Annotated in this window: 22 protein-coding genes and 1 tRNA gene; 13 read left to right on the forward strand and 10 right to left on the reverse strand. The window is 64.7% G+C overall.

Annotation, left to right across the window (positions count from 1 at the left end):
* The first annotated feature begins 53 nt into the window (after nt 1-53).
* Nucleotides 54-140: transfer RNA gene (locus tag ACR652_RS06540), tRNA-Leu, on the forward strand.
* Nucleotides 141-433: 293 nt separating this feature from the next.
* Nucleotides 434-1030 (forward strand): hypothetical protein, encoded by a 597-nt coding sequence (locus ACR652_RS06545; protein ID WP_434505713.1) that lies wholly within the window; start codon nt 434-436, stop codon nt 1028-1030.
* A gap of 15 nt (nt 1031-1045) precedes the next feature.
* Here the strand turns inward: ACR652_RS06545 and ACR652_RS06550 are convergent, their stop codons facing one another.
* From ACR652_RS06550 to ACR652_RS06575, 6 genes are all read right to left on the reverse strand, one after another.
* The gene (locus tag ACR652_RS06550; protein ID WP_434505714.1) at nt 1046-4111 is read right to left on the reverse strand and encodes an efflux RND transporter permease subunit; all 3066 of its coding nucleotides are present in this window, start codon (nt 4109-4111) and stop codon (nt 1046-1048) included.
* Nucleotides 4108-5283: an efflux RND transporter periplasmic adaptor subunit gene (locus ACR652_RS06555; protein ID WP_434505715.1), complete on the reverse strand. Its 1176-nt coding sequence runs from the start codon at nt 5281-5283 to the stop codon at nt 4108-4110. Before ACR652_RS06555 ends, ACR652_RS06550 begins: the two co-directional genes overlap by 4 nt.
* Before the next feature lie 80 nt (nt 5284-5363).
* Nucleotides 5364-6266: an EamA family transporter gene (locus ACR652_RS06560; RefSeq protein WP_434505716.1), complete on the reverse strand. Its 903-nt coding sequence runs from the start codon at nt 6264-6266 to the stop codon at nt 5364-5366.
* Nucleotides 6267-6295: 29 nt separating this feature from the next.
* Nucleotides 6296-7033, reverse strand: a complete 738-nt coding sequence (locus ACR652_RS06565; RefSeq protein WP_434505717.1) for a class I SAM-dependent methyltransferase — start codon at nt 7031-7033, stop codon at nt 6296-6298.
* A gap of 54 nt (nt 7034-7087) precedes the next feature.
* Nucleotides 7088-7783, reverse strand: a complete 696-nt coding sequence (locus ACR652_RS06570) for an MOSC domain-containing protein (protein WP_434505718.1) — start codon at nt 7781-7783, stop codon at nt 7088-7090.
* Nucleotides 7780-8250, reverse strand: coding sequence for a peroxiredoxin family protein (locus tag ACR652_RS06575; protein ID WP_434505719.1), 471 nt, complete (start codon nt 8248-8250; stop codon nt 7780-7782). The genes ACR652_RS06570 and ACR652_RS06575 overlap by 4 nt, the downstream gene beginning before the upstream one ends.
* Nucleotides 8251-8406: 156 nt before the next feature.
* Here ACR652_RS06575 and ACR652_RS06580 point away from each other — a divergent pair, with 156 nt between their 5' ends.
* The 4 genes from ACR652_RS06580 (at nt 8407) to ACR652_RS06595 (ending at nt 11819) form a co-directional block, all read left to right on the forward strand.
* Nucleotides 8407-8748 carry a hypothetical protein gene (locus ACR652_RS06580; RefSeq protein ID WP_434505720.1) on the forward strand — a complete coding sequence of 114 codons (342 nt, stop codon included), beginning with the start codon at nt 8407-8409 and terminating at the stop codon, nt 8746-8748.
* A 390-nt stretch (nt 8749-9138) separates the two neighbouring features.
* On the forward strand, nt 9139-9303 hold the full coding sequence (locus tag ACR652_RS06585) for a hypothetical protein (protein ID WP_434505721.1): 165 nt from the start codon (nt 9139-9141) through the stop codon (nt 9301-9303).
* A gap of 15 nt (nt 9304-9318) precedes the next feature.
* Nucleotides 9319-10932, forward strand: coding sequence for a methyl-accepting chemotaxis protein (locus ACR652_RS06590; protein ID WP_434505722.1), 1614 nt, complete (start codon nt 9319-9321; stop codon nt 10930-10932).
* A gap of 89 nt (nt 10933-11021) precedes the next feature.
* The gene (locus ACR652_RS06595) at nt 11022-11819 is read left to right on the forward strand and encodes a metallophosphoesterase family protein (RefSeq protein ID WP_434505723.1); all 798 of its coding nucleotides are present in this window, start codon (nt 11022-11024) and stop codon (nt 11817-11819) included.
* Between the two features lie 43 nt (nt 11820-11862).
* Here ACR652_RS06595 and ACR652_RS06600 read toward each other — a convergent pair whose 3' ends face one another.
* Nucleotides 11863-12348 (reverse strand): Crp/Fnr family transcriptional regulator, encoded by a 486-nt coding sequence (locus ACR652_RS06600; protein ID WP_434505724.1) that lies wholly within the window; start codon nt 12346-12348, stop codon nt 11863-11865.
* A 148-nt stretch (nt 12349-12496) separates the two neighbouring features.
* On the opposite strand from ACR652_RS06600, the gene ACR652_RS06605 reads away from it, so the two are divergent.
* Nucleotides 12497-12751, forward strand: coding sequence for a hypothetical protein (locus tag ACR652_RS06605; RefSeq protein ID WP_434505725.1), 255 nt, complete (start codon nt 12497-12499; stop codon nt 12749-12751).
* Between the two features lie 5 nt (nt 12752-12756).
* Here ACR652_RS06605 and ACR652_RS06610 read toward each other — a convergent pair whose 3' ends face one another.
* Nucleotides 12757-13971 carry a polyhydroxyalkanoate depolymerase gene (locus tag ACR652_RS06610; protein ID WP_434505726.1) on the reverse strand — a complete coding sequence of 405 codons (1215 nt, stop codon included), beginning with the start codon at nt 13969-13971 and terminating at the stop codon, nt 12757-12759.
* Nucleotides 13972-14091: 120 nt separating this feature from the next.
* On the opposite strand from ACR652_RS06610, the gene ACR652_RS06615 reads away from it, so the two are divergent.
* Both ACR652_RS06615 and ACR652_RS06620 read left to right on the forward strand, forming a co-directional pair.
* A complete protein-coding gene (locus ACR652_RS06615) occupies nt 14092-14745 on the forward strand; it encodes a glutathione S-transferase family protein (RefSeq protein ID WP_434505727.1) in 654 nt (217 codons plus the stop codon).
* 95 nt (nt 14746-14840) lie between these two features.
* Nucleotides 14841-15818 carry a YihY/virulence factor BrkB family protein gene (locus ACR652_RS06620; protein ID WP_434505728.1) on the forward strand — a complete coding sequence of 326 codons (978 nt, stop codon included), beginning with the start codon at nt 14841-14843 and terminating at the stop codon, nt 15816-15818.
* 12 nt (nt 15819-15830) lie between these two features.
* On the opposite strand, the gene ACR652_RS06625 is transcribed toward ACR652_RS06620, so the two are convergent.
* Entirely contained in the window at nt 15831-16895 is a 1065-nt protein-coding gene (locus tag ACR652_RS06625) for a sodium:proton exchanger (protein WP_434505729.1), read from the reverse strand.
* Between the two features lie 82 nt (nt 16896-16977).
* On the opposite strand from ACR652_RS06625, the gene ACR652_RS06630 reads away from it, so the two are divergent.
* From ACR652_RS06630 to eutB, 4 genes are all read left to right on the forward strand, one after another.
* Entirely contained in the window at nt 16978-17358 is a 381-nt protein-coding gene (locus tag ACR652_RS06630; RefSeq protein ID WP_434505730.1) for a hypothetical protein, read from the forward strand.
* 30 nt (nt 17359-17388) lie between these two features.
* Entirely contained in the window at nt 17389-17622 is a 234-nt protein-coding gene (locus ACR652_RS06635) for a hypothetical protein (protein WP_434505731.1), read from the forward strand.
* 115 nt (nt 17623-17737) lie between these two features.
* A complete protein-coding gene (locus tag ACR652_RS06640) occupies nt 17738-19159 on the forward strand; it encodes a glycosyltransferase family 4 protein (protein ID WP_434505732.1) in 1422 nt (473 codons plus the stop codon).
* A gap of 96 nt (nt 19160-19255) precedes the next feature.
* Complete coding sequence (gene eutB / locus ACR652_RS06645; RefSeq protein WP_434505733.1) at nt 19256-21445, forward strand: ethanolamine ammonia-lyase subunit EutB; 2190 nt, start codon at nt 19256-19258, stop codon at nt 21443-21445.
* Nucleotides 21446-21481: 36 nt separating this feature from the next.
* Here the strand turns inward: eutB and ACR652_RS06650 are convergent, their stop codons facing one another.
* Entirely contained in the window at nt 21482-22399 is a 918-nt protein-coding gene (locus tag ACR652_RS06650) for a hypothetical protein (protein WP_434505734.1), read from the reverse strand.
* Between the last annotated feature and the right edge of the window lie 53 nt (nt 22400-22452).

A 22452-nucleotide genomic window follows, 5' to 3' on the forward strand; every position in this document is an offset into this window, starting at 1 on the left:
AATTTGTTAGAGGCTGCGCGCCGGCGCTTCGCAGCTTGCGATCAGCGCCCCGTGCGGCCGTGGCGGAATTGGTAGACGCGCTAGCTTGAGGTGCTAGTAACTTAACCGTTGTGGAGGTTCGAGTCCTCTCGGCCGCACCAGTTCTTTTCAAGAACATCCTGGAACACCGAGAGGTTGCGAGCCTCCGAATCCGCCCTCCGGTGGGGCGGGGTATCGCGTCAAGGCGCTCCACATCCGCTCGGCGCATCACTGAACCTCCACTCGGACGGGCGCCTCCCTCTCCTTGACAATTGCGCAGACGAGCGACGGCTCGTTACATTTATCGTCTTTCATGTCTCTATGATCATTGCCGGGGGCGTTCCCTTGCGGCGCGCCGATATGCCTGCGCTCAGGCTCTCTCCCGGAAAGATGACATGATCGGAGGACAAATCCTGTGCGCTTCGCCTTCGCGCTCGTCGCGGTTCTGATCTCGTCCCGGGCTCATGGGCAATGGGTGATCCAGAACGATGTCGTCCCGCTTCAAGTTGATGCGAGCAATCAGCCGTATTTCGACTTCCCGGTCGGGACGCCCTTTCGCAGGGGCGTCAATTACCTGACCCGCTCCGTGGATGGGTTTGCCGGCGCGAAAGGCTTGTCGATGCAGTTCACCGTCTCGACGACGGGAACGCCTGCGTTTGACTGGCGCACGAAGGCGAACAACACCTGCGCCGGGTCAAAAGCGAACGTTCGCCTGTTCATCTGGCGCTCTCCGGACATGACCAGCCAGACCGGCCGCTATTGGGCCCAGGCTGGATATGCGGACATCGCCGCCGGCACGATCACCATTGGGGCTGACTTCGACCCGGCCAAATGGAGCGACGTCATGGGAGAGCTCGGCTCGAAGAATCCGGCGGCGTTCGCCGATGCGCTCAAATATGCGACGCAGGCCGGCGTGACGTTTGGCGGGGGGTGCTTCTACGGACACGGCGTCTTCGTCGTCAGCGGCACGGGAAGCGCGAGATTCACGGTCAATGCGTTTGGCGCTTACTGAGATTGGGTGCGGTCTTCACCTGATGCCCGCCGCCTGCCTCAGACGTTCCATGTAGAGATAGGTGACGGGAGTCGTGAACAGCGTCAGCAGTTGCGAGACCAGCAGCCCTCCCACCACCGCCACGCCCAGCGGCTGGCGCAGATTGGCGCCGGCGCCGACTCCGACGGCGATCGGCAAGGTCACGAAAACGGCCGCCATCGTCGTCATCAGAATGGGGCGGAAGCGCAGCAGCGCCGCCTCCTCGACCGCCTCTCTGGGCGACATGCCCGCGCGCACGCGCTCGATGGCGAAATCCACGAGCATGATGCCATTCTTCTTGACGATGCCGATCAGCATGAGAAGGCCGATGATGGCGATCATGGTGAGGTCGAAGCCGAAGCCCCACAGCGACGCCAGGGCGCCGACCGTCGCGGAGGGCAGGGTGAGCAGGATCGTCACCGGATGAATGAAGCTCTCGTAGAGCATGCCCAGCACGATATAGACGGCAAACAGCGCCGCCGCGATGAGCACCGGCTGGGTCGACAGCGAAAGCTGGAATTCGCGGGCGACGCCCTGAAATGAGCCGTGCAGGGTTTCGGGCTTTCCCATCTCGCTGACGGCGGCGTCCACTCTCCGCACCGCCTCGCCGAGCGAGACTCCGGGCGCCAGATTGAAGGACAGCGTCACTGCGGGAATCTGGCCCTGATGATTGACCGTGATCGGCGCCTGTTTGCGTTCGAGCGTCGCGAACTGGCTGACCGGAACCAGCTTGCCGCCCGAGCCGCGCACATAGATCCGCGACAGGGCGGCGACGTCCGTCTGATATTGCTGCGCGACCTCCAGAACCACGTGATAGGTGTCGGTGGCGCTGTAGAGCTGCGTGACATAGGGCTGCCCGAAGGCGTCGTAGAGCGTCTGCTGAATGGCCGTGACATTGACGCCGAGGCGCGCGGCGGCGTCCCGGTCGATATTGATCATGAGCTGCTGGCCGCCGGTCTGCTGATCGCTCGTCAGATCACGCAGCATGGGCTCGTTCTTCAACGCCGCGAGAATGCGTGGCGCCCATTGGTTCAGCTCGTTCAGGTCCGTGTCCTGGAGCGTGTATTGATATTGCGTCGCCTCCAGCCGCGCGCCGATCTGGATGTTCTGGATGGACTGCATGAAGGTCGTGATGCCGGGGATGGAATTCACCTTTGGCCGCAGGCGCCGGATAATCTCATCCGCCTTGGCGGTTCGCTCGTCGAGAGGTTTGAGCTGAATGAAGAAGCGGCCCGTGTTCAGCCCCGCGCCCCCGCTGCCGCCGACGAAGGAGCCGAAGGCCGCGACATCCGGGTCCTTTTCGAGGATGGCGCCGACGGCGTTCTGGCGTTCGGTCATCGCCTTGAAGGAGACATCCTGGTCCGCCTTCGTGAAGCCGAAGATCAGCCCCGTGTCCTCCTGCGGAAAGAACCCCTTCGGCATGGCGTAGAACATCCAGCCCGAGAGGGCGATGAGCGTCAGATTGAGCAGAAACACCGGAAGCTGGTGGCGCAACGAGAATGCGAGGCCGCGTCGATAGGCGGCGGCGACGGAGTCGAATCCACGCTCGATGAACCCATACAGCCGGCCGTGTTGCGCCGTCTTCGGATTGTCGAGGATCAGGGAGGCCATCATCGGAGACAGCGTCAGGGCGATGAAGGCCGACAGGCCCACGGCGACGCTGACCACGACGCCGAACTCCCGAAACAGCCGGCCGACGATACCGCTCATGAACAGGATCGGAATGAAAACCGCGACCAGCGAAACGGTGATCGACACAATGGTGAAGCCCATCTCCGCGGCGCCTTCCAGAGCCGCCTCCAGGCGCGTCTTGCCCTGTTCGAGATAGCGATAGACATTTTCGACCATCACGATCGCGTCGTCGACGACAAGACCCACAGCCAGCGTCAGGCCCATGAGCGACAGATTGTCGAGCGTGTAGCCCAGAACATACATGACGCCGAATGTGCCCACGAGCGACAGCGGCACGGTGACGCTCGGTATGGCGGTGGCGGCGAGGCTGCGCAGAAACAGAAAGATGACGGCGACGACAAGCGCGATCGCGGCGACGAGGGTGAGCTCCACGTCACGAAAGCTTTCGCGAATGGACACAGTCCGGTCGCTGATGATGGAGAGATCGACGGCGCGGGGGATGCCGGCGCGAAGCTGCGGCAACTGCGCCAGGATGCGGTCGACGAGCTCGATCGTATTGGCGCCGGGCTCGCGCCAGACGCCGACCATTTCGCCGCGCCGCGTTCCCACCCAGCTCGCCTGAAGGGCGCTCTCTGGTCCGATGACGATCTGCGCGACGTCGCTGAGCCGCACGGGCGCGCCATTGCGATAGGCGACGACGACCTTGCCGAGTTCGGCGGGCGTGAACAACTGGCTGTTCGCGCCGATGGCGAAGGACTGCTGCGGCCCCTGCAATGTCCCCATCGGCAGTTGGGCCGAGCTGCCGGCGATCGCGCTCGCGACCTCGTCGAGCCCGATGCCGCGCGCCGCCAGCGCGGCGGGATTGACCTTGATCGTCGGCGCGAACTTCTGTTGTCCGAAGATGATCGCCTGTCCGACGCCCGACATGGTGGACACCCGGCGAACGATCCCGAGGTCCGCATATCGATCGACCATCGTCAGCGGCTCGGCGCTGGATGTGAGTCCGAAGATGAGCACCGGCCGGTCGGCGGGATTGACCTTGCGATAGGTGGGCGGCGTCGGCAGGTTTCGCGGCAGATTGCCCTGCGCCGCATTGATGGCCGCCTGCACGTCGCTCGCGGCGCCGTCGATATTGCGCGACAGATCGAATTGCAGCGTGATCTGCGTGAAGCCAAGCGTGCTCGTCGACGTCATCTCGTTGACGCCGGGAACGGAAGCGAACTGGCGTTCGAGCGGCTGGGCGACCGACGAGGCCATGGTCTCCGGATCGGCGCCGGGCAGGTTGGCGGTGACCGACAGCGTGGGAAATTCGACTTCCGGCATGGCCGCCACGGGCAGGAGATTGTAGCCGATGGCGCCCGCCGCCAGAAGCGCCAGCATCAGCAGGAACGTCGCCACCGGCCGGGCGATGAAGGGCGCCGAAATGTTCATCGGCCCCCTTCCGCCGAGGCGGCGGCCGAGGAAGGCGGGGGCGTTGCTCTCGCCGGCGGCGAAACGGTGACCTTCACGCCTGGCGCGATGTTGAGATGACCCGCCGTGACGACGCGCTCGCCCCTCATGAGACCGCCGCTTAAAGCCGACTGGTTATGCTCGGTCTGGATGACCGTCACGGGCCGCATGTCCACTGTATCGTCCGCGCGCACGACATAGACGAAAGACCCCTGCGGGCCGCTCTGGACCGCGACGCTCGGGACGACGACCGCGTTTCTGACGACGTCGACCACGAGATGCGCGTTGACGAACTGACCCGGCCACAGCGACAGATCGGCGTTCGCGAACTGGGCCTTGAGTTTGACCGTTCCCGTCGAGGGGTCCACCTGATTGTCGATCAGCTCCAGCACGCCTTTCGACAGCAGCTTCTGATCGGTGGAATCGTAAGCGAGAACTTGCGGCCGACGCTCGCGCATGGACTGGCGCAATTGAGCGATATTCGCCTCCGGCAGGGTGAACAGCACATAGATGGGCTTGATTTTCGTGACGACCACGAGCGTCTGCGCGTTCGGCTGGATCAGATTGCCGACATCAATCTGGCGAATGCCCACGACTCCGTCGATCGGCGAGACGATGGAGCAATATTCGACATTGAGCTTCGCGGCGTCGACGGCCGATCTGTCCGCTTCGATGGTCGCCTCGTCCGCCGCGACGGTCGCCTGCTGGTTTGCGTATTGCTGTCTGGAGATGAAATTGCCCCTGACGAGCTTGGCGTAGCGGGCGAGATCGGCGCGGGCGTTGGCGAGATTGGCTTCGTCGCGCGCCAGTGTGGCGTTGGCCTGCGACAGCGCGGCTTCATAGGGCCGGGCGTCGAGCTGCACCAGCAGGTCTCCGGCCCGCACCTCCTGGCCTTCGCGGAAGTTCACGCTCACGATGCTTCCGACCACGCGGCTTTTCACGTCCACGGTCGCATAAGCGACAACGGAGCCGAGACCCCGCAGGATCAAGGGAACGTCGCGCGTTTCCGCGATCGCGACCGAGACGGGGACGGCGGCGGGCGCGGCCGGCGCGCTGACCTTCGCGGGACGGTCCCATATCGACCACGCATAGACGCCTGCCCCCCCGAGGGCGACGAAGACGCTCCACAGCACAAACCTGCGCCAGACCGACATTGATCCTCCCGCGATGTCCGGGAGGAACTATCTGGGGCGGAGTCGGTCTCCCTGCGAGAGGATCGCCGCCGAAGCGCGCGTCACTCGCGGGTCAGAACGATCATGACGGCGCCGGCCAGCATCACCGCCGCGCCGAGAAACCGGCCGCCGGTGTCCTCCTTCAGCACACGCCCGCTCGCGACCACGGTGAACAGCGCTGACAGGCGCTTGATCGCGATGACATAGGGCGTGAACAGCACGGTGAGCGCCCACATCTGCAGGGCGTTGCCGAACGACATGGCGGAGCCCGCGAGAAGCGCCGGGCGCAACGCCTTCCGTTGCGCCTTCGGGCGGCCGCCGGCCAGCCAGTAGACGATCGCGCAGGCGGCGATGAAGGCGCTGAGGAAGGCGATCCAGATCAGCGGCGTCGAGGCCCGCACGCCGAGCTTGTCGAGATTGGCGCAAAGGCTCCAGATCATGGCCGTCGCGATCATGTAGCGGGGGCCGGGGTTGCGGACGAAAACCGCGAAATTGAAGCGCTTGCCATTCGCCCGGTTGGCATCGAGCAGCCCGACGCCGAGCACGGTGAGAATGACGCCGACCATGCCCATCGCCGGCACATGTTCGCCGGTCATGATGGGCGAGGTGACGAGCATCAGCACGGGCGTCAGCAGGACGAGGGGCGCGACCAGCGAGGCGTCCGACAGTCTGAAGGCGCGAATGTAGAGCGCGTAGGCGACGACATTGAGCGCGCCATTGCAGGCGAGCAGCGTCCAGAAGCCCGGCTGCGTGAGCGCATTCACGGTCTCGATGGGCGCGCGCAGGATGCCCGGATAGACGACGGCGCAGGCGAGGATCAGCAGCAGCGCGCAGATCGTCCATTCGATGGCGAAGATCGCCCGGTCGTCCGCGGCGCGCGTCGCCGCCTTCGTGCCAAGGTCGGTGACCGACTGGCAGACGGCCGTGACAAGTGCGCCGACGAGGGCGATGAGCGCGAGGTCCATCTGTTTTCAGCCGGATCGTGTGGGGCAGGTCAGGCCTTGACGGCTTTCACGAGCGTGTCGACCCCTTCGCGGAAATCGACCGTCACGGGCGCGAAACCGATCCGGGCCAGCTGCGCCAAAGCGGGCTGATACAGCATGATGTGGTCCGGGGACTCGTCGCTGTAGAGGTGCACGATCCAGTCTTCGAGCAGATCGAGGCGGTCCAGTTCGCGGAACATCCGGAACCACTGGCGCACCATCGTCTGCGTATCGGCCAGATGCGCCGCGCGGTCGTCCATGGCGTAGCGGTCGCCATTGACGAACAGCCCGCCGGGCGCGAGCACCCTGTAGATTTCCCCGAGCGCCTGCGCGCGGTAGTCCTGGCTGAAATTGTGGATGGCGTAATTGGAGGCGACGACGTCGACGCTCGCTGTCGGCAGCGCCTTCAGCGCCTCCAGCGCGTCGGCTTCCCGAAACTCCACGCGGCCGGCCGCGACATAATCGGCTAGACTGGCGCGCGCCTGATCGAGCATCTTCGCCGCGCTGTCGATGGCGAGAAGCGTGAGACTGTCGCTCGCCGCGAGCAGGGCCAGCGTGCTGATCCCCGTGCCGCAGCCGATCTCCACCCCTTTCAGCGGAACGCCCGGCTTCCAGTCCGCGACCGTCTCGGCGACGCGTTTGGCCAGCACGGTGTGGTTGGGGCACATGATGCGCAGAAACTCATATTCCGCCCCGATCTTGCCGGTGAACAGATTGTCTTTGAGAAGTTCCTGGTGGCGCGCGGACATGGGTTCCCTCTGGATGTCGCCGCGCACATTATTGGGAACGCGCCACAGAGGCAATCATTCGCGCGGAAGGCGGCCATAAAGCCGTGCGCTCCAGTTCTCGACCCTGCCGCTTTGCAGCCGCCGCTGCGCAAGGCTGCGCCAGCTTTCCGCGAGTTGCGGCAGCGCCGCCATGGCGGCGAGGCCCTCGCGATTGCGCGTGTCATGATACAGCATCGCCGAGAGCCGCGAGAGCGGCCAATCGGGGCAGGGGCGTTCGACGAGGTCGAGCGTGTCGCCCTCCTGCGCGACGCCTTCCTCGAGAACGCGGTAATACCAACCGGTGCGCCCCGTCTGCTGGACGCGCCGCGCCATGTCTCTCACGCTAAAGCGAAGGTTCAGCTTGTAGCAGGGCTGCCGGCCCTGGCTCACCTGGAGCAGCGCGCGCCCGAAGCGCAGCACGTCGCCGACGCAGACCTCCTGCTCGGTCCAGCCGAGCGTCGAGAGATTTTCTCCGAAGGCTCCGGGGGCGTCGAGCACGGCTGTCTCGCCGATCTCGGTGCGCCAGGCGGGATAATGGTCGCGGGCATAGTGATGCAGCGCCTTGTCGGCGCCGCCGTGATGGCGCGCGTCGGCGATCTGGTCGCCGGCGAGGCCGGCGGCGCTGATGCGCCAGGGGCCGGGCGCCAGCTTTTTGTCGACGCCGCTGACGGGGCCGCCCGGCCCGATCGGCGCCAGCCGGCCCGTGAGGACGTCGGGGCGGACAGGGATCATGGCTTCTCGGTGAGGAGCGAACCAAGAATGGCGCCGAGCGCGAGATCGTCTTCCTGCCCGAAGCCCTCGTGACGGATGGTTCCGTCGCGTCCGATGACGATAGCGGTCGGCGTCCCGCGCATCTTGAACCGCCCCATGGTGACGGGGACCGGCTGGTTCCCCTCATGCGCGTCCACGCCGATCGGGAAGGTCAGGCGGTATTCATGAATGAAGGCTTCGAGCGAGACCGGCGTCATCGCCGCATGATGCTCGAAGACCGTATGCAGTCCGACGACGGCGAGATCGGTGTGGCGGAAAAGCGTATGGGCGCGCTGGGCCTGCGGCGTTCCATGCGACACGCAGCCGGGACAAAGCATCTGGAACGCGTGAAGCAGCACGACGCGGCCGCGCAGGCCGGCGAGGGTCAGGGGTTCGGGCGTGTTGAACCAGCGCGAAACGGCGAGCTCGGGCGCGGGCAGCGCAGTCATTCGGGCAAACTCCCATTTTTCTGAGGATAAATCTCCAGGCGCGGGGTTCTGGCAAGGTCCACTGGCGTGCCGAAACCTTTACCTGTGACGAAATCTGTCTCAGCTTCACGATCAGGCGATTGTCGCCGGCCGGCGGCGGTCTTCAGGAGACACATTATGCGAAAATCTACCGCCGCGCTCGTGCTTGCTCATTTCCTGCTCGGCTTCCCCCTGACAGCGGCGGCCGCCGTGTCCTGCTCGCCTCAGGCTTCCGGCGTCAGCGGCGTCATTTCGGATCAGGCCGACGTGATCGCCGCCGTCAACTGCCTTGGCCAGCAGCTCGCGGAACTGAAAAACGCGGCGATCGCCGCGGACCGGGTGGAGGCCGGCCGCATCGAGGAGCTCGCGCGCCAGATTTCGGCGCTGCAAATGGCTGTCGATTCCCTGTCCCGCCGTGTCTCCGCGCTGGAGGCTAATGTCACGGACGTGCAGCGTCCATTGGCGACGCGTCCCTGGTAGGGGCGCCGGCCGAAGCCATTGACAAAGATTTAACCATAGCCCCCATATTTTATTCCCAGAGCGACGGAGCTTCGCGACATCATCCAAGCTGCTTCATGACGAAGGAGCCAACTTTGCGCCAATCGACCATGACGGCGGCCGCGGCGTTCCGGTGGTTCCTTGGCGAAGCCCTTTCCCCGCACAGCGATTGAGAAACTGTCCGCCGCCGGCGGAGCGCCGTACGTCCAGCACGCTGGCGCTTCGCGGCGACGGGCGTGTTTCTGGAACTGGGCGCCTCCGACCTTTCTTGCCTTTTTCAGCCTTGTGACGGCTGCGCTGGCGATGGCCCAGCCGCGCGGCGGGGGAAACATCGTCGCGATCTTCCCTCCGTGGTGGCCCCCGGAGCGATCCTTGATCGCGGCGTCTTCGGCCGGGCCTGTCCTGGGCGCCGGCGCCTTCTCCTTCATGGTGGCGGTCAGAGGCAAGTCGACGGACGACCAGGCGAGATTGCGCGCGGCCGGGGCGATCCTGATCCTGGATGGCGCGCGCTTTCCGTTCTGCGGACAGAGGGCCTGATTGAGGATGCGGCCAATGCTGACGCCCGACAGTCTCGAACGGAATGCGGACAGACTCATCGTCGCGCTTCTATGGGTCCATGTTCCGCTGAATGGCCTGGTCACCTTGCTCGTCGGCGGGCCGGTCATTCTCATCACGGGGGCGACGGCTCTTTGCGCGGGAGCCGCGACCGCCGCCTGCTCGTTCGCGCCGAGCAGGCTGGCGGTGCGGTTGACGATCGCCGTGGCCTTCGTCGCCGTGATCTCGCTGCTGCTCGCGGCCATGGCCGGGCATGCCTGGCAGGTCGACATTCATATGTATTACTTTGTGGCGGTCGCGCTCCTCGCGGTCTATTGCGATCCCCTGACGATCGCCGTCGCGGCTGTGACCGTTGGGCTCCATCACTCGGTCCTGAACTTCATTCTCCCGGAGGCGGTTTATCCCGGCGGGGGCGACTTTGGCCGGGTCATGCTCCACGCCGTCATCATCACCTTCGAAGCCGCTGGCCTGATCCGGATGGCGATCATGCTCAACAACGCCTTCGCGCGCGAGGGCGGCGCGGTCCAAAGCGCGAGGGAGGCGACCCTGGCCGCCGAGACCATCGCCTCCGAACTCCGCGTCGCCAAGGCGGCGGAGGAAAAGCACTTCCAGGAACAGCAGGCGTTCCAGCGCGAGGTGTCCGCCCGACAAAGCGAACTGGTCGCCTTGCTGGGCTCCAAGCTCGAACAGGTAGCCACGGGCGATCTCACCGCTCGCATTCATGAGCGCGTCGATCGCAATTTCGAAAAGATCAGGGACGATTTCAATTCCGCCATGGGTCGGCTGGACGCGGCGATTCAGCGCGTTAACGAACGCGCCGAAATCGTTCGGCGCGGCGCGGATCAGATTTCACAAGCCGCGGAGGATCTCTCCGCCCGCACGGAGCAACAGGCGGCGAATCTGGAGGCGGCCGCCGCTGCGCTCAAGGAAGTGACGGCGAGCGCCTCCCAGGCCGCGCGCGGGGCGGGACACGCCAACCAGATCATCGTCGCGACGGACATGGAGGCCAAGGCGACGTCAAACACTGTGCGGCAGGCGATCGGCGCGATGGACGCCATCACGACCTCCGCCACGAAAATCAGCCAGACGATTGGAGTCATCGACGAGATTGCGTTTCAGATCAATCTCCTCGCCGTCAACGCCGGGGTGGAGGCCGCGCGCGCCGGCGAGGCGGGGCGGGGATTTGCCGTCGTGGCGACGGAAGTCCGCTCGCTCGCCGCGCGCTCCGGAGTGGCCGCGCGGGAGATCAAGGACATCGTGACCAATTCCGAAGCGCAGGTTCACGACGGCGCGAAGCTCGTGCAGGACGCGGGCGGCGCTATCAGCGTCATTCTCACCAAAGTGTCGGAGATCAGTTCGATCGTGTCCTCGATCGCCAGCGACACGAAACAGCAGGCGGCGGGTCTGGATCAGGTCACCGAGGCGGTGGCGCGGATGGATCAGATGACGCAGAAAAACGCCGTGGTCGCCGAGCAGTCGGCTTCCGCCAGCGCGTCGCTGCGTGAGGAAAGCGACGGGCTGAACCGGCTGATGAGAGAATTCAAGAGCAACGCCGCATCCAGCAAGGCGCTTCGCAAACAGGTAGATAAACCCGTTCGACGCGCATCGTGACCGGGCGCTCGAATTGTTGAGAAGCGATTGATCTTTACCTTCGCCGCGACCGCATAGTACTCTGCCGGTCTCCGACGGGTAGAGGGATCATGCGCTGGCTTGTCGTCTCCGATCTGCATTACGCGCTCCCGCAGTTCGACTGGTTGATGACGGCCGGCCCGCGTTTCGATCTCGTTGTTTTTGCCGGCGACGCGCTGGACGCAAGCTCCATCGTCGACTACGCCGCCCAGACCGTCGTTGTGCGCAAATATCTCGAACGCCTGTCCGCCGAGACGCAGGTGATTTTCTGTTCAGGCAATCACGATCTCGACGCGCGCGAGGACAGCGGCGAGAAGATCGCGCGCTGGGTGGAGACGCTGAGACAGATCGGCGTTGCTTGCGACGGCGACGCGGTCGTGATCGACGACGCGCTTTACTCTGTCTTTCCCTGGTGGGACGGACCGTTGGTGAAAGAAAGGCTCATCGCGCAACTTGCCGCTGACGCCGAACGCCGGCAGGGACGTTATTGGGTCTGGGCGCATCACGCGCCGCCCCGGCAGTCTCCGACGAGCTGGTCCGGAAAGCAGAGTTTCGGGGACGCCGAGCTTGTCGAGTGGATTGCGCGCTATCAACCGGACATGGTCGTCTCCGGCCATATTCATCAGGCGCCGTTCGTCGCCGACGGCGCCTGGGCCGATCGTCTTGGCGCGACCTGGGTCCTGAATGCAGGCCGGCAATATGGCGCGCCGCCCGCGTATATTGTCGTCGACACGACGCTCAAGGAAGCGCTCTGGGTCTCAGCGATGGGCGCGCAGTCCGTGCGGCTCGACCAACCCTTGCAGCGACCCATCCCACCGTTGAAGGCCTATCCGGAATGGTTCGACCCGCCGCCGGTCCCGCCTTTCTAGAGCAGCCGCGCGATACGCAGGGGCGGGCGTCCGGCCGTCTCCATCACTCCCGATAGCCGTCGCGCTCGGAGGCCTGTCCGACGCTGCGCAATCCCTGCTGGTGCATGAGCGATTCGAGAACCTCGCCGACCAGTTCGAGATGATTGCCCGAGCCGGCGAACTGGCGTTTGATATCCGCGAGATAGGTGGTCGCGGCGTTCAGCCGGCGCGCCAGCAGACGCGAAACGAGCCAGGCCAGTTCGGGATGGGCGCTCATGAAGGCGGCGCCGTCGTCCACGACATGGACGGTCGCATCTCCCAGAGCGCGGGCCGTGGCCGTGTGCGGCGAGTCGAGCAGGACCGCCATTTCGCCGACAAGCGAGCCGGGCTCGTCGAGCACCGCGACCTGCGTGTCGCCGCGCAGAATTTCCAGGCGCCCTTCCGCCAGCGCATAGAGCCTGCCGGTTTGTTCTCCCTCCCGGAGCAGAACCTCCCTGTCGGAGAGGCTGCGTCGGGGAACGTCGCGAAAATGTGTCAGAATCTCACGCATGGGTCCGCCTCCTGCCCGCGGGCGTGTGAATTTCGCCAAGGAGACAATCCGTGACGGCGCTTGTCAAACCCGCAGGCGCGGGGCGCCGCGAAGCAGCCATGATCCTGCTTGAATTTGACGGCGATTTTTTCGTGACGGGGATGCAACCATGCGAACCGCGTTTCTGGCGGCTCTGGCGGCCGGCTTGCTGCTCGGCGCCTGCGAGACGACCTCTCCCGCCCAACAGCGCGCGGCGGATGACGCTCGCTGCCGTTCCTACGGATTTCGCCCGGGGACGGACGGGTTTTCCAAATGTCTGCTCGACATCGATCTCGACCGCTCCGCCGACCGGCGCGCGCGCCGGGAGGAGCTGATGCTTGCGGGCCCACGGTTTTATGGCGCGCCATATGGGCGATACTGGTGACGGGGCTAGTTGCTGTTACGAATATGGTCGCGCACGACCGGATAGACATGGTTGTCCCATCTCTTGCCGTTGAAAACGCCGTAATGGCCCACGCCCGGCTGCATGTGGTGCGATTTCATGTAGGGCCTTAGCCCGCCGCACAGGTCCTGGGCGGCGAGCGTCTGGCCGACCGCGCAAATATCGTCCCGTTCGCCCTCCACGGTGAGAAGGAAGGTTTTCCTGATCGCGCGGGGATGGACCGGGCGTCCCTTGAACAGCAGCTTGCCCTCTGGAAGCGCGTATTTCTGAAAAACCGTCTCGATGGTGTGAAGGTAGAAGTCCGCGTCGAGATCCATGATCGCGAAATATTCCTCGTAGAACGTCCGGATCTGATCGGCCTTCGCATCGTCGCCCTCGACGCGGCGTCTGAACAGATCCGCAAAGGCTTTCTGATGCCGATCCATGTTCATGCTCATGAAGGCGGTGAGCTGGAGAAAGCCGGGATAGACGCGTCTGCCGGCGCCGGGGAGCCCGCGCGGGACGGTGCTGATCATGTTTTGCCGAAACCAGTCCAGGGGCTTCGAGGTCGCGAATTCGTTCACCTTGGTGGGCGAGACGCGCGCGTCGATCGGACCCGCCATCAGCGTCAGGCTCGCCGGCTGATCGGGGTCGTCGTCCTGCGCCATTACCGCCACGGCTGCGAGCGCCGGAACAGCGGGCTGACAAACGGCGACGAGATGAGACTGCGGCCCCATGAATTTCAGGAAATCCACGATGTGTTGGACGAAGTCGTCGAAGCCGAACGCGCCGTGCGTCATCGGAATGTCGCGCGGGTTATGCCAGTCGGTGACATAGACCTGATGGTCGCGCAGAAGGGTGCGGATCGTGCCGCGCAGCAGCGTCGCGAAATGGCCCGACATTGGCGCAACGAGCAGCACGCGCGGATCGGACCCGCCATCCTGCCGGGCGAAGCGCAGCAGGGTGCTGAAGGGCGTGGTCAGCACCGGGGTTTCCGTGACGGGGATTGTGTCGCCCGTGTCAGTGACGATCTCCGTCACGCCATAATCGGGCCGCCGATGGGTGAAACCCGAGAGGGCGATCAGCTCATGATAGGCGAGGATGCAGCGCAAAGGGTAGGTGGCGTGCATCGCGCTCCACACGCTCATGATGCGTTCATTGCTCGCCGCCGCTCTGCGAATCTGGGCGCCGAGATGGGCATAGGCGTGATAAGCGTCATACATGAGGCGGCCATGAAACCCTTGCGTTGCGACGGCTCCCGATGAGCAAGGCCTGTGCCATGGCCTGCCTCGAAACATGGCACATGACTTGCTGAGAGGCAGGCGTCGCAATGGGGAGCCATCATGCCGGTCGTCACGCTTACCATCAGTAGCCGGAATTATTCGTCCTGGTCCTTGCGCGGCTGGCTGATGATGAAGCTCTCGGGGCTGCCGTTCGAAGAGGTCGTGGTCGACCCCGACGACGCCGCCGCGCGCGAGGAAATTCTGCTGCTGTCGCCGTCGATCCTCGTCCCGTGTCTCAACTATGACGGCTTCCGCATCTGGGATACTCTGGCAATCGGCGAGTTTCTCAACGAGGCCGCCCCGCAGGCGCAGATTCTGCCGCAGGATCGGTTCAGCCGCGCGCGCTGCCGCTCGATCTGCGGCGAGCTGCATTCGGGCTTCAATTCGCTGCGCTCGGCGTTGCCGATGAATCTCAAGGGCCGCTTCCCGAAGTTCAAGGTCTGGTCCAAGGCCCAGGGCGACATCGCGCGGGTGACGCAGATCTGGCGCGAGTGTCTCGAGGCCCATGGCGGCCCCTATCTGTTCGGCGAATTCTCCATGGCCGACGCCATGTATGCGCCGGTGGCGACGCGCTTCCGCACCTATGACGTTCCCCTGGACAGTCTCAGCCAGGCCTATTGCGACCGCATCTTCGCCTGGCCGGCGATGCAGGAGTGGATCGCGCAGGCGCAACTCGAAAAGGAAGAGATCGAGGAGCTTGAAGTGGAGTTCTGAAACTCGCCGATTGGCGCTCCGACCCGCGCAGGGTTCGGAACGTCTTCCGGCAGCCGCAGTTCTTCCGTGACACTGCGTCACGAAAGGCCTCGGCAATGGCTATGGATCAGGCGGCTTCGCGCCAAGGCGGCGAGCGTGGCAGGCAGGCTTCGACGCCCGCGCAACTCCCGGCGACTGGCTGGAAAGACGTGCTCCTGCGCGTCTACGAGAATATCGCCGAGCACCGCATCCTCGCCATTGCCGCAGGCGTGACCTTCTACGTGCTGCTCGCGATCTTTCCCGCGATCGCGGCTTTCGTCGCGCTCTATTCGCTGTTCGCCGATCCGGCCACGATCAGCTCTCATCTCGAGGCGCTTTCCGGCGTCATTCCCAAGGAGGCGCTCGGTGTTATCGGCGATCAGTTGCGGCGCGTCTCGGCGCAGGGCGCCGGGGCATTGGGCTTTGCGTCGGTCTTCGGCCTTCTCGTCTCGTTGTGGAGCGCCAACGCCGGCATGAAGGCCATCTTCGACGCGATCAACGTGGTGTATCAGGAGCGCGAGAAGCGGGGCTTTTTCAAACTCAACGCCGTCTCGCTCGTCTTTACGCTTGCCGGCATGTCCATGGTTGCGCTTGCGCTTGCCATCATGATCGCCTTGCCGCCCGCGCTCGACGCGCTGGGTCTTCCGCAGGCCATGCAGACCGCGGTCTCGCTTTTGCGCTGGCCCGTGCTGCTGATCGTCGTCGCCCTGGCGACCGCCGTCATTTATCGCTACGCGCCCAGCCGCGACGAGCCGAAATGGCGCTGGGTGAGCTGGGGAGGCGCTTTCGCCGCGCTCGGCTGGCTGGCCGTTTCCGCGCTGTTTTCCTGGTACGCCGCGCATCTGGGGGATTTCAACAAGACCTACGGCTCGCTGGGCGCCGTCATCGGCTTCATGCTGTGGATGTGGCTCTCGTCGATCGTGCTGCTGATTGGCGCGGAGCTGAACGCCGAAATGGAGCATCAGACGGAGAAGGACACGACCGAAGGCGCGCCGCGTCCGATGGGGGAGCGACGCGCCCGCATGGCGGACACCATTGGGCCGAGCGCGTCCTGAAAAAGACCCGGGTCAGCCCCACCAGAAAATGGTGGCGATGATGACGTAAAGCCCCATCAGCGCCGCGCCGTCGACCATGTCTGCCTCGCCGTCGACCGTGACGACGGTCACGACCAGCACGGAGACGAACAGGGCCGCCGCCAGAATGGGCGGAATGACCAGCGTGAAGGCGGCGCCGCCCATGCCGAAGCTCACGAGAATGAGCACGGGCACGATGACGACGGCCACCTGAAGCGCGCTGGTCAGCATCACGCTGACCGCCAGGTCCGCCTTTCCGGCGGCTGCGAGCCGCACGCCCACGACATTTTCGATGGCGTTTCCGGCGATCGCGACGACGACCAGACCGGCGAAGGTCTGGCTGAGCCCGAAGGCGTCGATCGCCGGCTCCAGCGCCTCCACGAACCAGTCCGAGACGAGCACGGCCGCAGCGGCGCAGACCAGCAGCACCGCCACGGCCACTCCGAGCGGCCAGGCGTGGGCGCGGGCGTGCGCCTCGGCGGGCACGGCGCGCTGGCCCTGTTCGAGCATGGCCTTCGTCATGATCGCAAAGACGAGCAACAGCACCACGGCGCAGACCACCGCGAGCGGCTGCTCATGCGCCGCAGCGGGAAGATGCAGCTCGTTCGCCAACGTCGGCAGCAGCAGCGCCGACACGGCCAGCAGCAGGAGAGAGGCGATCATGCGCGGGGTGCGGTCGTTGAACACCAGAACGCCATGCCGCCAGCCGCCCACCACGAAGGACAGGCCAAGCACAAGCAGGGCGTTGGCCAGAATCGAGCCGATCAACGACGCCTGGACGACCGAGACGAGACCCGCGCGCAGCGAAAAGATGCAGACGAACAGCTCGGGCAGACTCCCGACCGCCGACTGCACGAGTCCGGTCGCCGAAGCGCTCAGATGATTGCCGAGCTGGTCGGTCGCTTCCCCGATCACATGCGCGACGCCGGCCAGCGCCAGCGTGCAAGCGAGGAAGCTCAGCAGCGGCCCCGCCTGCGTGAAGTGGGAGGCTCCGGCGAGCCCGACGAGTCCGACGGTCGCGGCCATGACGAAAATATCGTTCCGATCGAGCGCCGCCACGCAGAATCCTCCCTGAAGTCACGGGCGCGCGCATCTGGCCCCGGCCGCTTCTCATATGGCAAATTGTCCTGATGCATTATGAATGATCGTCTTCGCGGAGGCTATGGCGATGCTCAAGGCGCTGATTGCGGGTTTTACGCTGGGTTCTCTTCTTGCCTTGCCCGCGCCAGCGGAGGCCGGCGGCGGACCCTTTTTCTGCCGGCTGAGCGAGACGGCGGCCTTCCTGCCGGAGCTGCAAACGTTCAGCGGCTATCGCTGGATCGAGTGCCGGGTTCTGGGGCCGGCGGCGGCGGAGGTCGAGGGGGTCGCGGTCAATAACGGAAAATGTAACTCTTTTGATTATTGGTACGCAGGCCGCAGTTTCGCGCCGGGCCAGGCGATCTACATCCCCTACGCCTGCATGAGCCCGATCAGCGTGACGATTTCGGCGAACGGCTATTATTGGCCCGTGAGACTGCGTTAGCGTTCGGTTTTCGGGCTTGTGGGAGACAACATGCGTCATCTGCGTCCCGTCGCTTTCATGCTCGCTCTTTCCGCCTGCAACAGCGCGCAAACCGCCAAGGACGTGGCCAACCGGGAATATGCCGTCGGGTCCTATGAGCAATCGCTGGAAGCCTATCAGCTTTGCTCCGCGCGCAATCCCGGCGACCCGGAAAAATGCAGCGCCCTCTCGCGTGTGATCGAAGCCGACCGCAAGCGATACGAGAGACTGTCCGCCGGTTCCTGAGCCCTCAATCCAACGGGGCAGTGCGGAATCGCAAAAAATCCGGTCCGGGGCTATAAGCCCGTCAAACTGCGGCGCAGCCCGAGACGGGCCGTCGCCCCCGCGAGAGGAGCCCCTTGTGTCGACTCATGACCACGCCGCATCCAGCCGGGACGACGTGTCCATGCGGCTCGAGGAACGGGAGCGAATTCTGGAGCATCAGCTCGGTTATCTCTACGACGAGGTTCTCCAGCTCAAGAAAGAGCGCTACGAAATCACCTATACGGCGAGCTGGCTCCTCGTCCGTCCGCTGTTGCGTGCGGAGGAGGCTCTTGTCGGCTTCGTGCGTCGCCTGTTCGCGCGCGGGTCGCAGCCGGCCGCGCCGGCGGCGGGCGAGCCTGCGCGCCCTGTCCGCGCGGAAACGCGCGCCGCGCCGCCCCGGCGGATCCTCGTCGACGTGACGGGCACGGTCCTGCGCGACATGGGCACTGGCATCGAGCGCATGACGAAGGACCTTTCACAGGCGTTGCGCGACGCCGATCCGGAGACCTGCCTGCTGGTGCGCTGCGAGAATGGCGGGCTGCTCAAATGCGAAGCGCCGATCGGCTCGAAGCGCAGGGATCTGGACTCGCCGATGTCCATCGAGCCCGGCGATCAGTTGCTGATCCTCGCGGACGCCTGGAATTACCCGCAAGCGTACGACGGCGTCTTCGACGCGGTTCACGCCGGCGGCGGCAGGGTGATCGTCTGCGTGCCGGACGTCATTCCGGAACTCTATCCCGCCGCCTGCCACGAGCGGACCGTCGAACTCTACCAGCCGTGGCTGCGTGACATCCTGCTCTCGGCCGATGGCGTGCTCTGCATTTCGCGGGCGGCGAGAGACGACCTTCTTCACGTGGTGGCGGAGCGGAGTCTGCCGCACCGGCCCCAGCTCCCGGTGGACTGGTTCCATATCGCGACGCGCTTCGAGCCGCGGCCGGACGTCGATGCGCGCGAGAAAATCCGGCAGCTCTTCGAAGGCCGGGCGCATGTGTTTCTGTGCGTCGGCACGTTCGAGCCGCGAAAGGGCCAACTCATCGCCGTTCGCGCCTTTGAGCAACTCTGGGAGCAGGGCGACCCAGCGCGCCTTGTTTTCGTTGGCCGGCGCGGCTGGTTCGACTATGCCCTTGCCGCACGGATTTTGAATCACGTCGAATACGGCCGGCGCCTGTTCTGGTTCGACGACGTGAAGGACGACGAGCTCTCCTTCCTCTACACGCACATGTCCGCGCTGGTGTATCCGTCCTTCGCGGAAGGATTCGGCCTCCCGATCGTCGAGGCCTCCCGCTGCGGAAAGCCGGTGATTTGCAGCGACATTCCGGTGTTTCGCGAGGTGGGAGCCGAGGGGGCGATCTATTTCCCGCTGAATGATCCCTCAGCGTTGGCGCAGGCGATCCGCCACTGGGAGGCGAAAGCCGTGCAGGCGCGCCCCGACCGTGTGCTCGGCGCCACATGGGCGGAGGCGGCGGCGCGGATCATCGAGACTGTCAGAAACGACCGGTGGGAGTATCGTCTCCCCTGAGGCGCGTCTTGCGGACAGGCCCCGAAGCGATGCCGCCGACGGGCGGGCGCCTATATATCTTGCACAGCTTCTGACGAGCCGAGCGGGGGATGGGGCATGGGCAGTCTGAGACCATTATCCGAGGTGACGGTACCCGCGCCCACGCCCGAGACGGGGTTTGAAACCTCCCTCTTCGGGCAGAGGTTCGCCTTCCGGAGCCTGAAAAAGCTGCTCGGCGCCGCGGACTATGAAAAAGCAGGCGATCGGCTGGCGGGGCTCGCCGCCGCAAGTGAGTTGGAACGGGAAGCGGCGCGCCGCATCCTTTCGGCCCTGACGTTGCGCCGCATCTACGACTGCCCCCTCGTCGACGACAATGGCCGCGTCGACGACGTCATGCGCGTGAATTACGACCTGGACGCCGACGTGTTCAGCCGATACGCCAGCCTCACGGTCGGGGACGCGAAGAATTTCATCCTGTCGAGCCCGGCGGAAGACGTCCAGCGCTTCGGACGCGGCCTGACCGGCGTGATGGCGGCGGCGATCGCCAAGATCATGGACGTGCAGGAACTCATTTACGCCAGCAGGAAGCTTCAGACATCGGCGCGCGCGCGAACGACCGTCGGATTGCCCAACACGCTGTCGTCGCGCCTGCAGCCCAATCATCCGACAGACGATCTCTCCGCGATGACCCTGCTGGTATACACGGGTCTCGCGCTTGGCGCCGGAGACGCGCTGATCGGCGTCAATCCCGCGATCGACACGGTTGAAAACACGAGCACGCTGCTGCGCCATATCGACAGGCTCAGGCGGGAGACCGGCGCGCCGACGCAAATCTGCGTGCTCTCACACATGCGCACGCAGCTCGCCTGCCTCGAAAGCGGGGCGCCGGTGGAAATCCTGTTTCAGAGTCTCGCAGGCACGGAGCGAACGCTGACGGAGGAATTCGATTGCTCCGTCGAGCTGCTCGACGCCGGTTACGTGGCGATGGCGGCGCGTGGCGCTCTCGGTTCGCACGCGCGCCAGTTCATGTATTTCGAAACAGGGCAGGGGAGCGAGGTCAGCTACGGCAAGCATGATGGCATCGACATGGCGACAGCCGAGGCGCTCTGCTACGGACTGGCGCGCCGTTACGACCCTTTCATGGTGAATAACGTCACGGGATTCATCGGCCCCGAGACTCATCTGACCGACATGGAGATGATCCTGTCCAATTTGCAGGATCACTTCATGGGCAAGCTCCTCGGCCTGCCGATGGGGATGGCCCCCTGCTACACGCTGCATTCGCAGATCACGACGGAAGGTCAGCAGATCGCGACGACCTTGCTGACGGCGGCGGGCGCCAATTATTTCATGGATGTTTATCTCGGCATCGACCGCATGCTCGCCTATTTCGATACGTCGGCGCATGACGATCAGACGTTGCGGGAAATCTTCATGCGCGAACCGGCTCCGGAATTCACGGACTGGGCGCTCGGCGTTGGCGTCTTCCAGCGCAGCGCGAGCGGAATGCTGGAGCGCGGATCAAATTGGGGAAACCCCAGGATTTTCTGCCGGAACGACGGAGAGTTCGAGGCGCTGCGCGCCAGGCTGCCGGCCGCCTATGGCTTCGAGAACGCCGGTCCCAGACCTTCCAACGCCGTCGCGCGCGACGCCAGAGCCAACATCGCGCTGGCGCGGCAGGCGATCCATTCGGAATTATCCGAGGCGAAGTTGGTGGAGGCGACATTCCGCTCGGTGAAGACCTGCGCGACAGGAAAGCTTGCGCATCTCGGCAATCCCGAACTCGGCGCCACGCTCGATCCCGAAGCGCGTCTTTCCCTGAAACCCGAGAGCGAAGATATCCAGATCATCGTCTCCGACGGGCTGAGCGCCGAGGCCGTGCATCACAATATCCCGCGGCTTCTGCCCATCCTTCTCGCATCGCTGGACGAGGCGGGAATTTCCGTCGGAACGCCGCTGCTCGCGCGCAATGGGCGGGTGAAGCTGGCGGAGGCGATCGGCGACGCCTTGCAGCCGAAGCTCGTCATTTCGCTCATTGGAGAGCGCCCCGGAGGCGATGGCATGGCCTCCCGCAGCATGTCCGCCTATCTTGCCTATCGCGTCACCGAGCCATCGGAGAGCGCGCAGAGCGCGCCACGAGGGGGAAACGCCCCGGTGCGATATGAATATTCGGTTCTCTCCAACATTTACGAGCAGGGAGCGCCGCCCGAGGAGGCCGCGCGGATGGTGGCCGAAAAGGCGCGCCAGATCCTGAGACACCAGGCCGCCGGCAATCGTCTGGAAAGCCTGCTGCAACGTTCGTCGTAGGGTGCAGATGGCCCCATCGGGGCCGTGTTGCGTCTCCTAATTGACGGAGGTCAGTTGACACTCGGTCAGTTCAACATTGCCGTTGCTGAGATCCTCGATCACTCCGCTCGCACGGACCTTGTCGCCCTTATTGATGTTCGTGAGAAATGAGATCACCTGCTGGTCGTCGGTTCCACAGACGATTCCACGCTCCAAACTCACTTCGAAACGATTCTTCTGGGTTTGCGATCTGGCAATCTTCTCGACCTGTAGCGGCGCCTGAAACTTTCGGCCGGCATAATCGCGCAGGAAACGCGCCGGGTTTTTCTCATAGGTCGAGCGCATCGCGTCGAGGTCGGCGTCACTGAGAGCATCGCCGCCGCGCTTGGCCGCATCCTGAGAGTCGGCCTTTTGAGGCTGTTCGACAACAGCCGCTTGCGCCGGGGGATAGGCCTTATCGTAACAGGCAAGCCGTTCCTTCGGCTCCGCGATTGCCTGACAGCCCGGCGCCGGATCGTTTGGCGTCTTGACGGCGGCTGTCGCCGGGGCGGGCGCGGGCTCGCCTTCCACAACGCATCTTGCGCGCGTCTCGTAGACTTTCGCGCCGCGCTCCCGGGCGTCGAACAGCTGTTCCACATATTCGTAGGAATGATTGGCTTTGGGCACGATCTTGCCAACCATGTTGAGATAGGCGCGCCGCTTGTTCGGCCCCTCCCATGCCGGCTGGTTGGGCGTCGATCTGTCGCGCATCGAATATTGGGAAGCGCGATCCACGCGGGAGCCATCCTCCGCCACATGAACAACTGAAAAACGCCCGCCGCCAACCTTGATGTCGATGCGACGCACGGCGTTTGGCTCGTCACTGCCGCTCTGGGCCTGTGGCGCACACTTCAGCGACAATGGTTCCTCCGCCGCCGCAAGGGAAACGCAACAGATCACGCCCGTCGCCGCGAAAAGAAAGCGCCGCAACATCATTTTCCTCTCTGAAGGGCCGCAGAAGCGGTGATTCGCGTCACATTACTTCAATT

Source organism: Methylocystis sp. (assembly GCF_051061225.1).
Taxonomy (GTDB): Bacteria; Pseudomonadota; Alphaproteobacteria; order Rhizobiales; family Beijerinckiaceae; genus Methylocystis.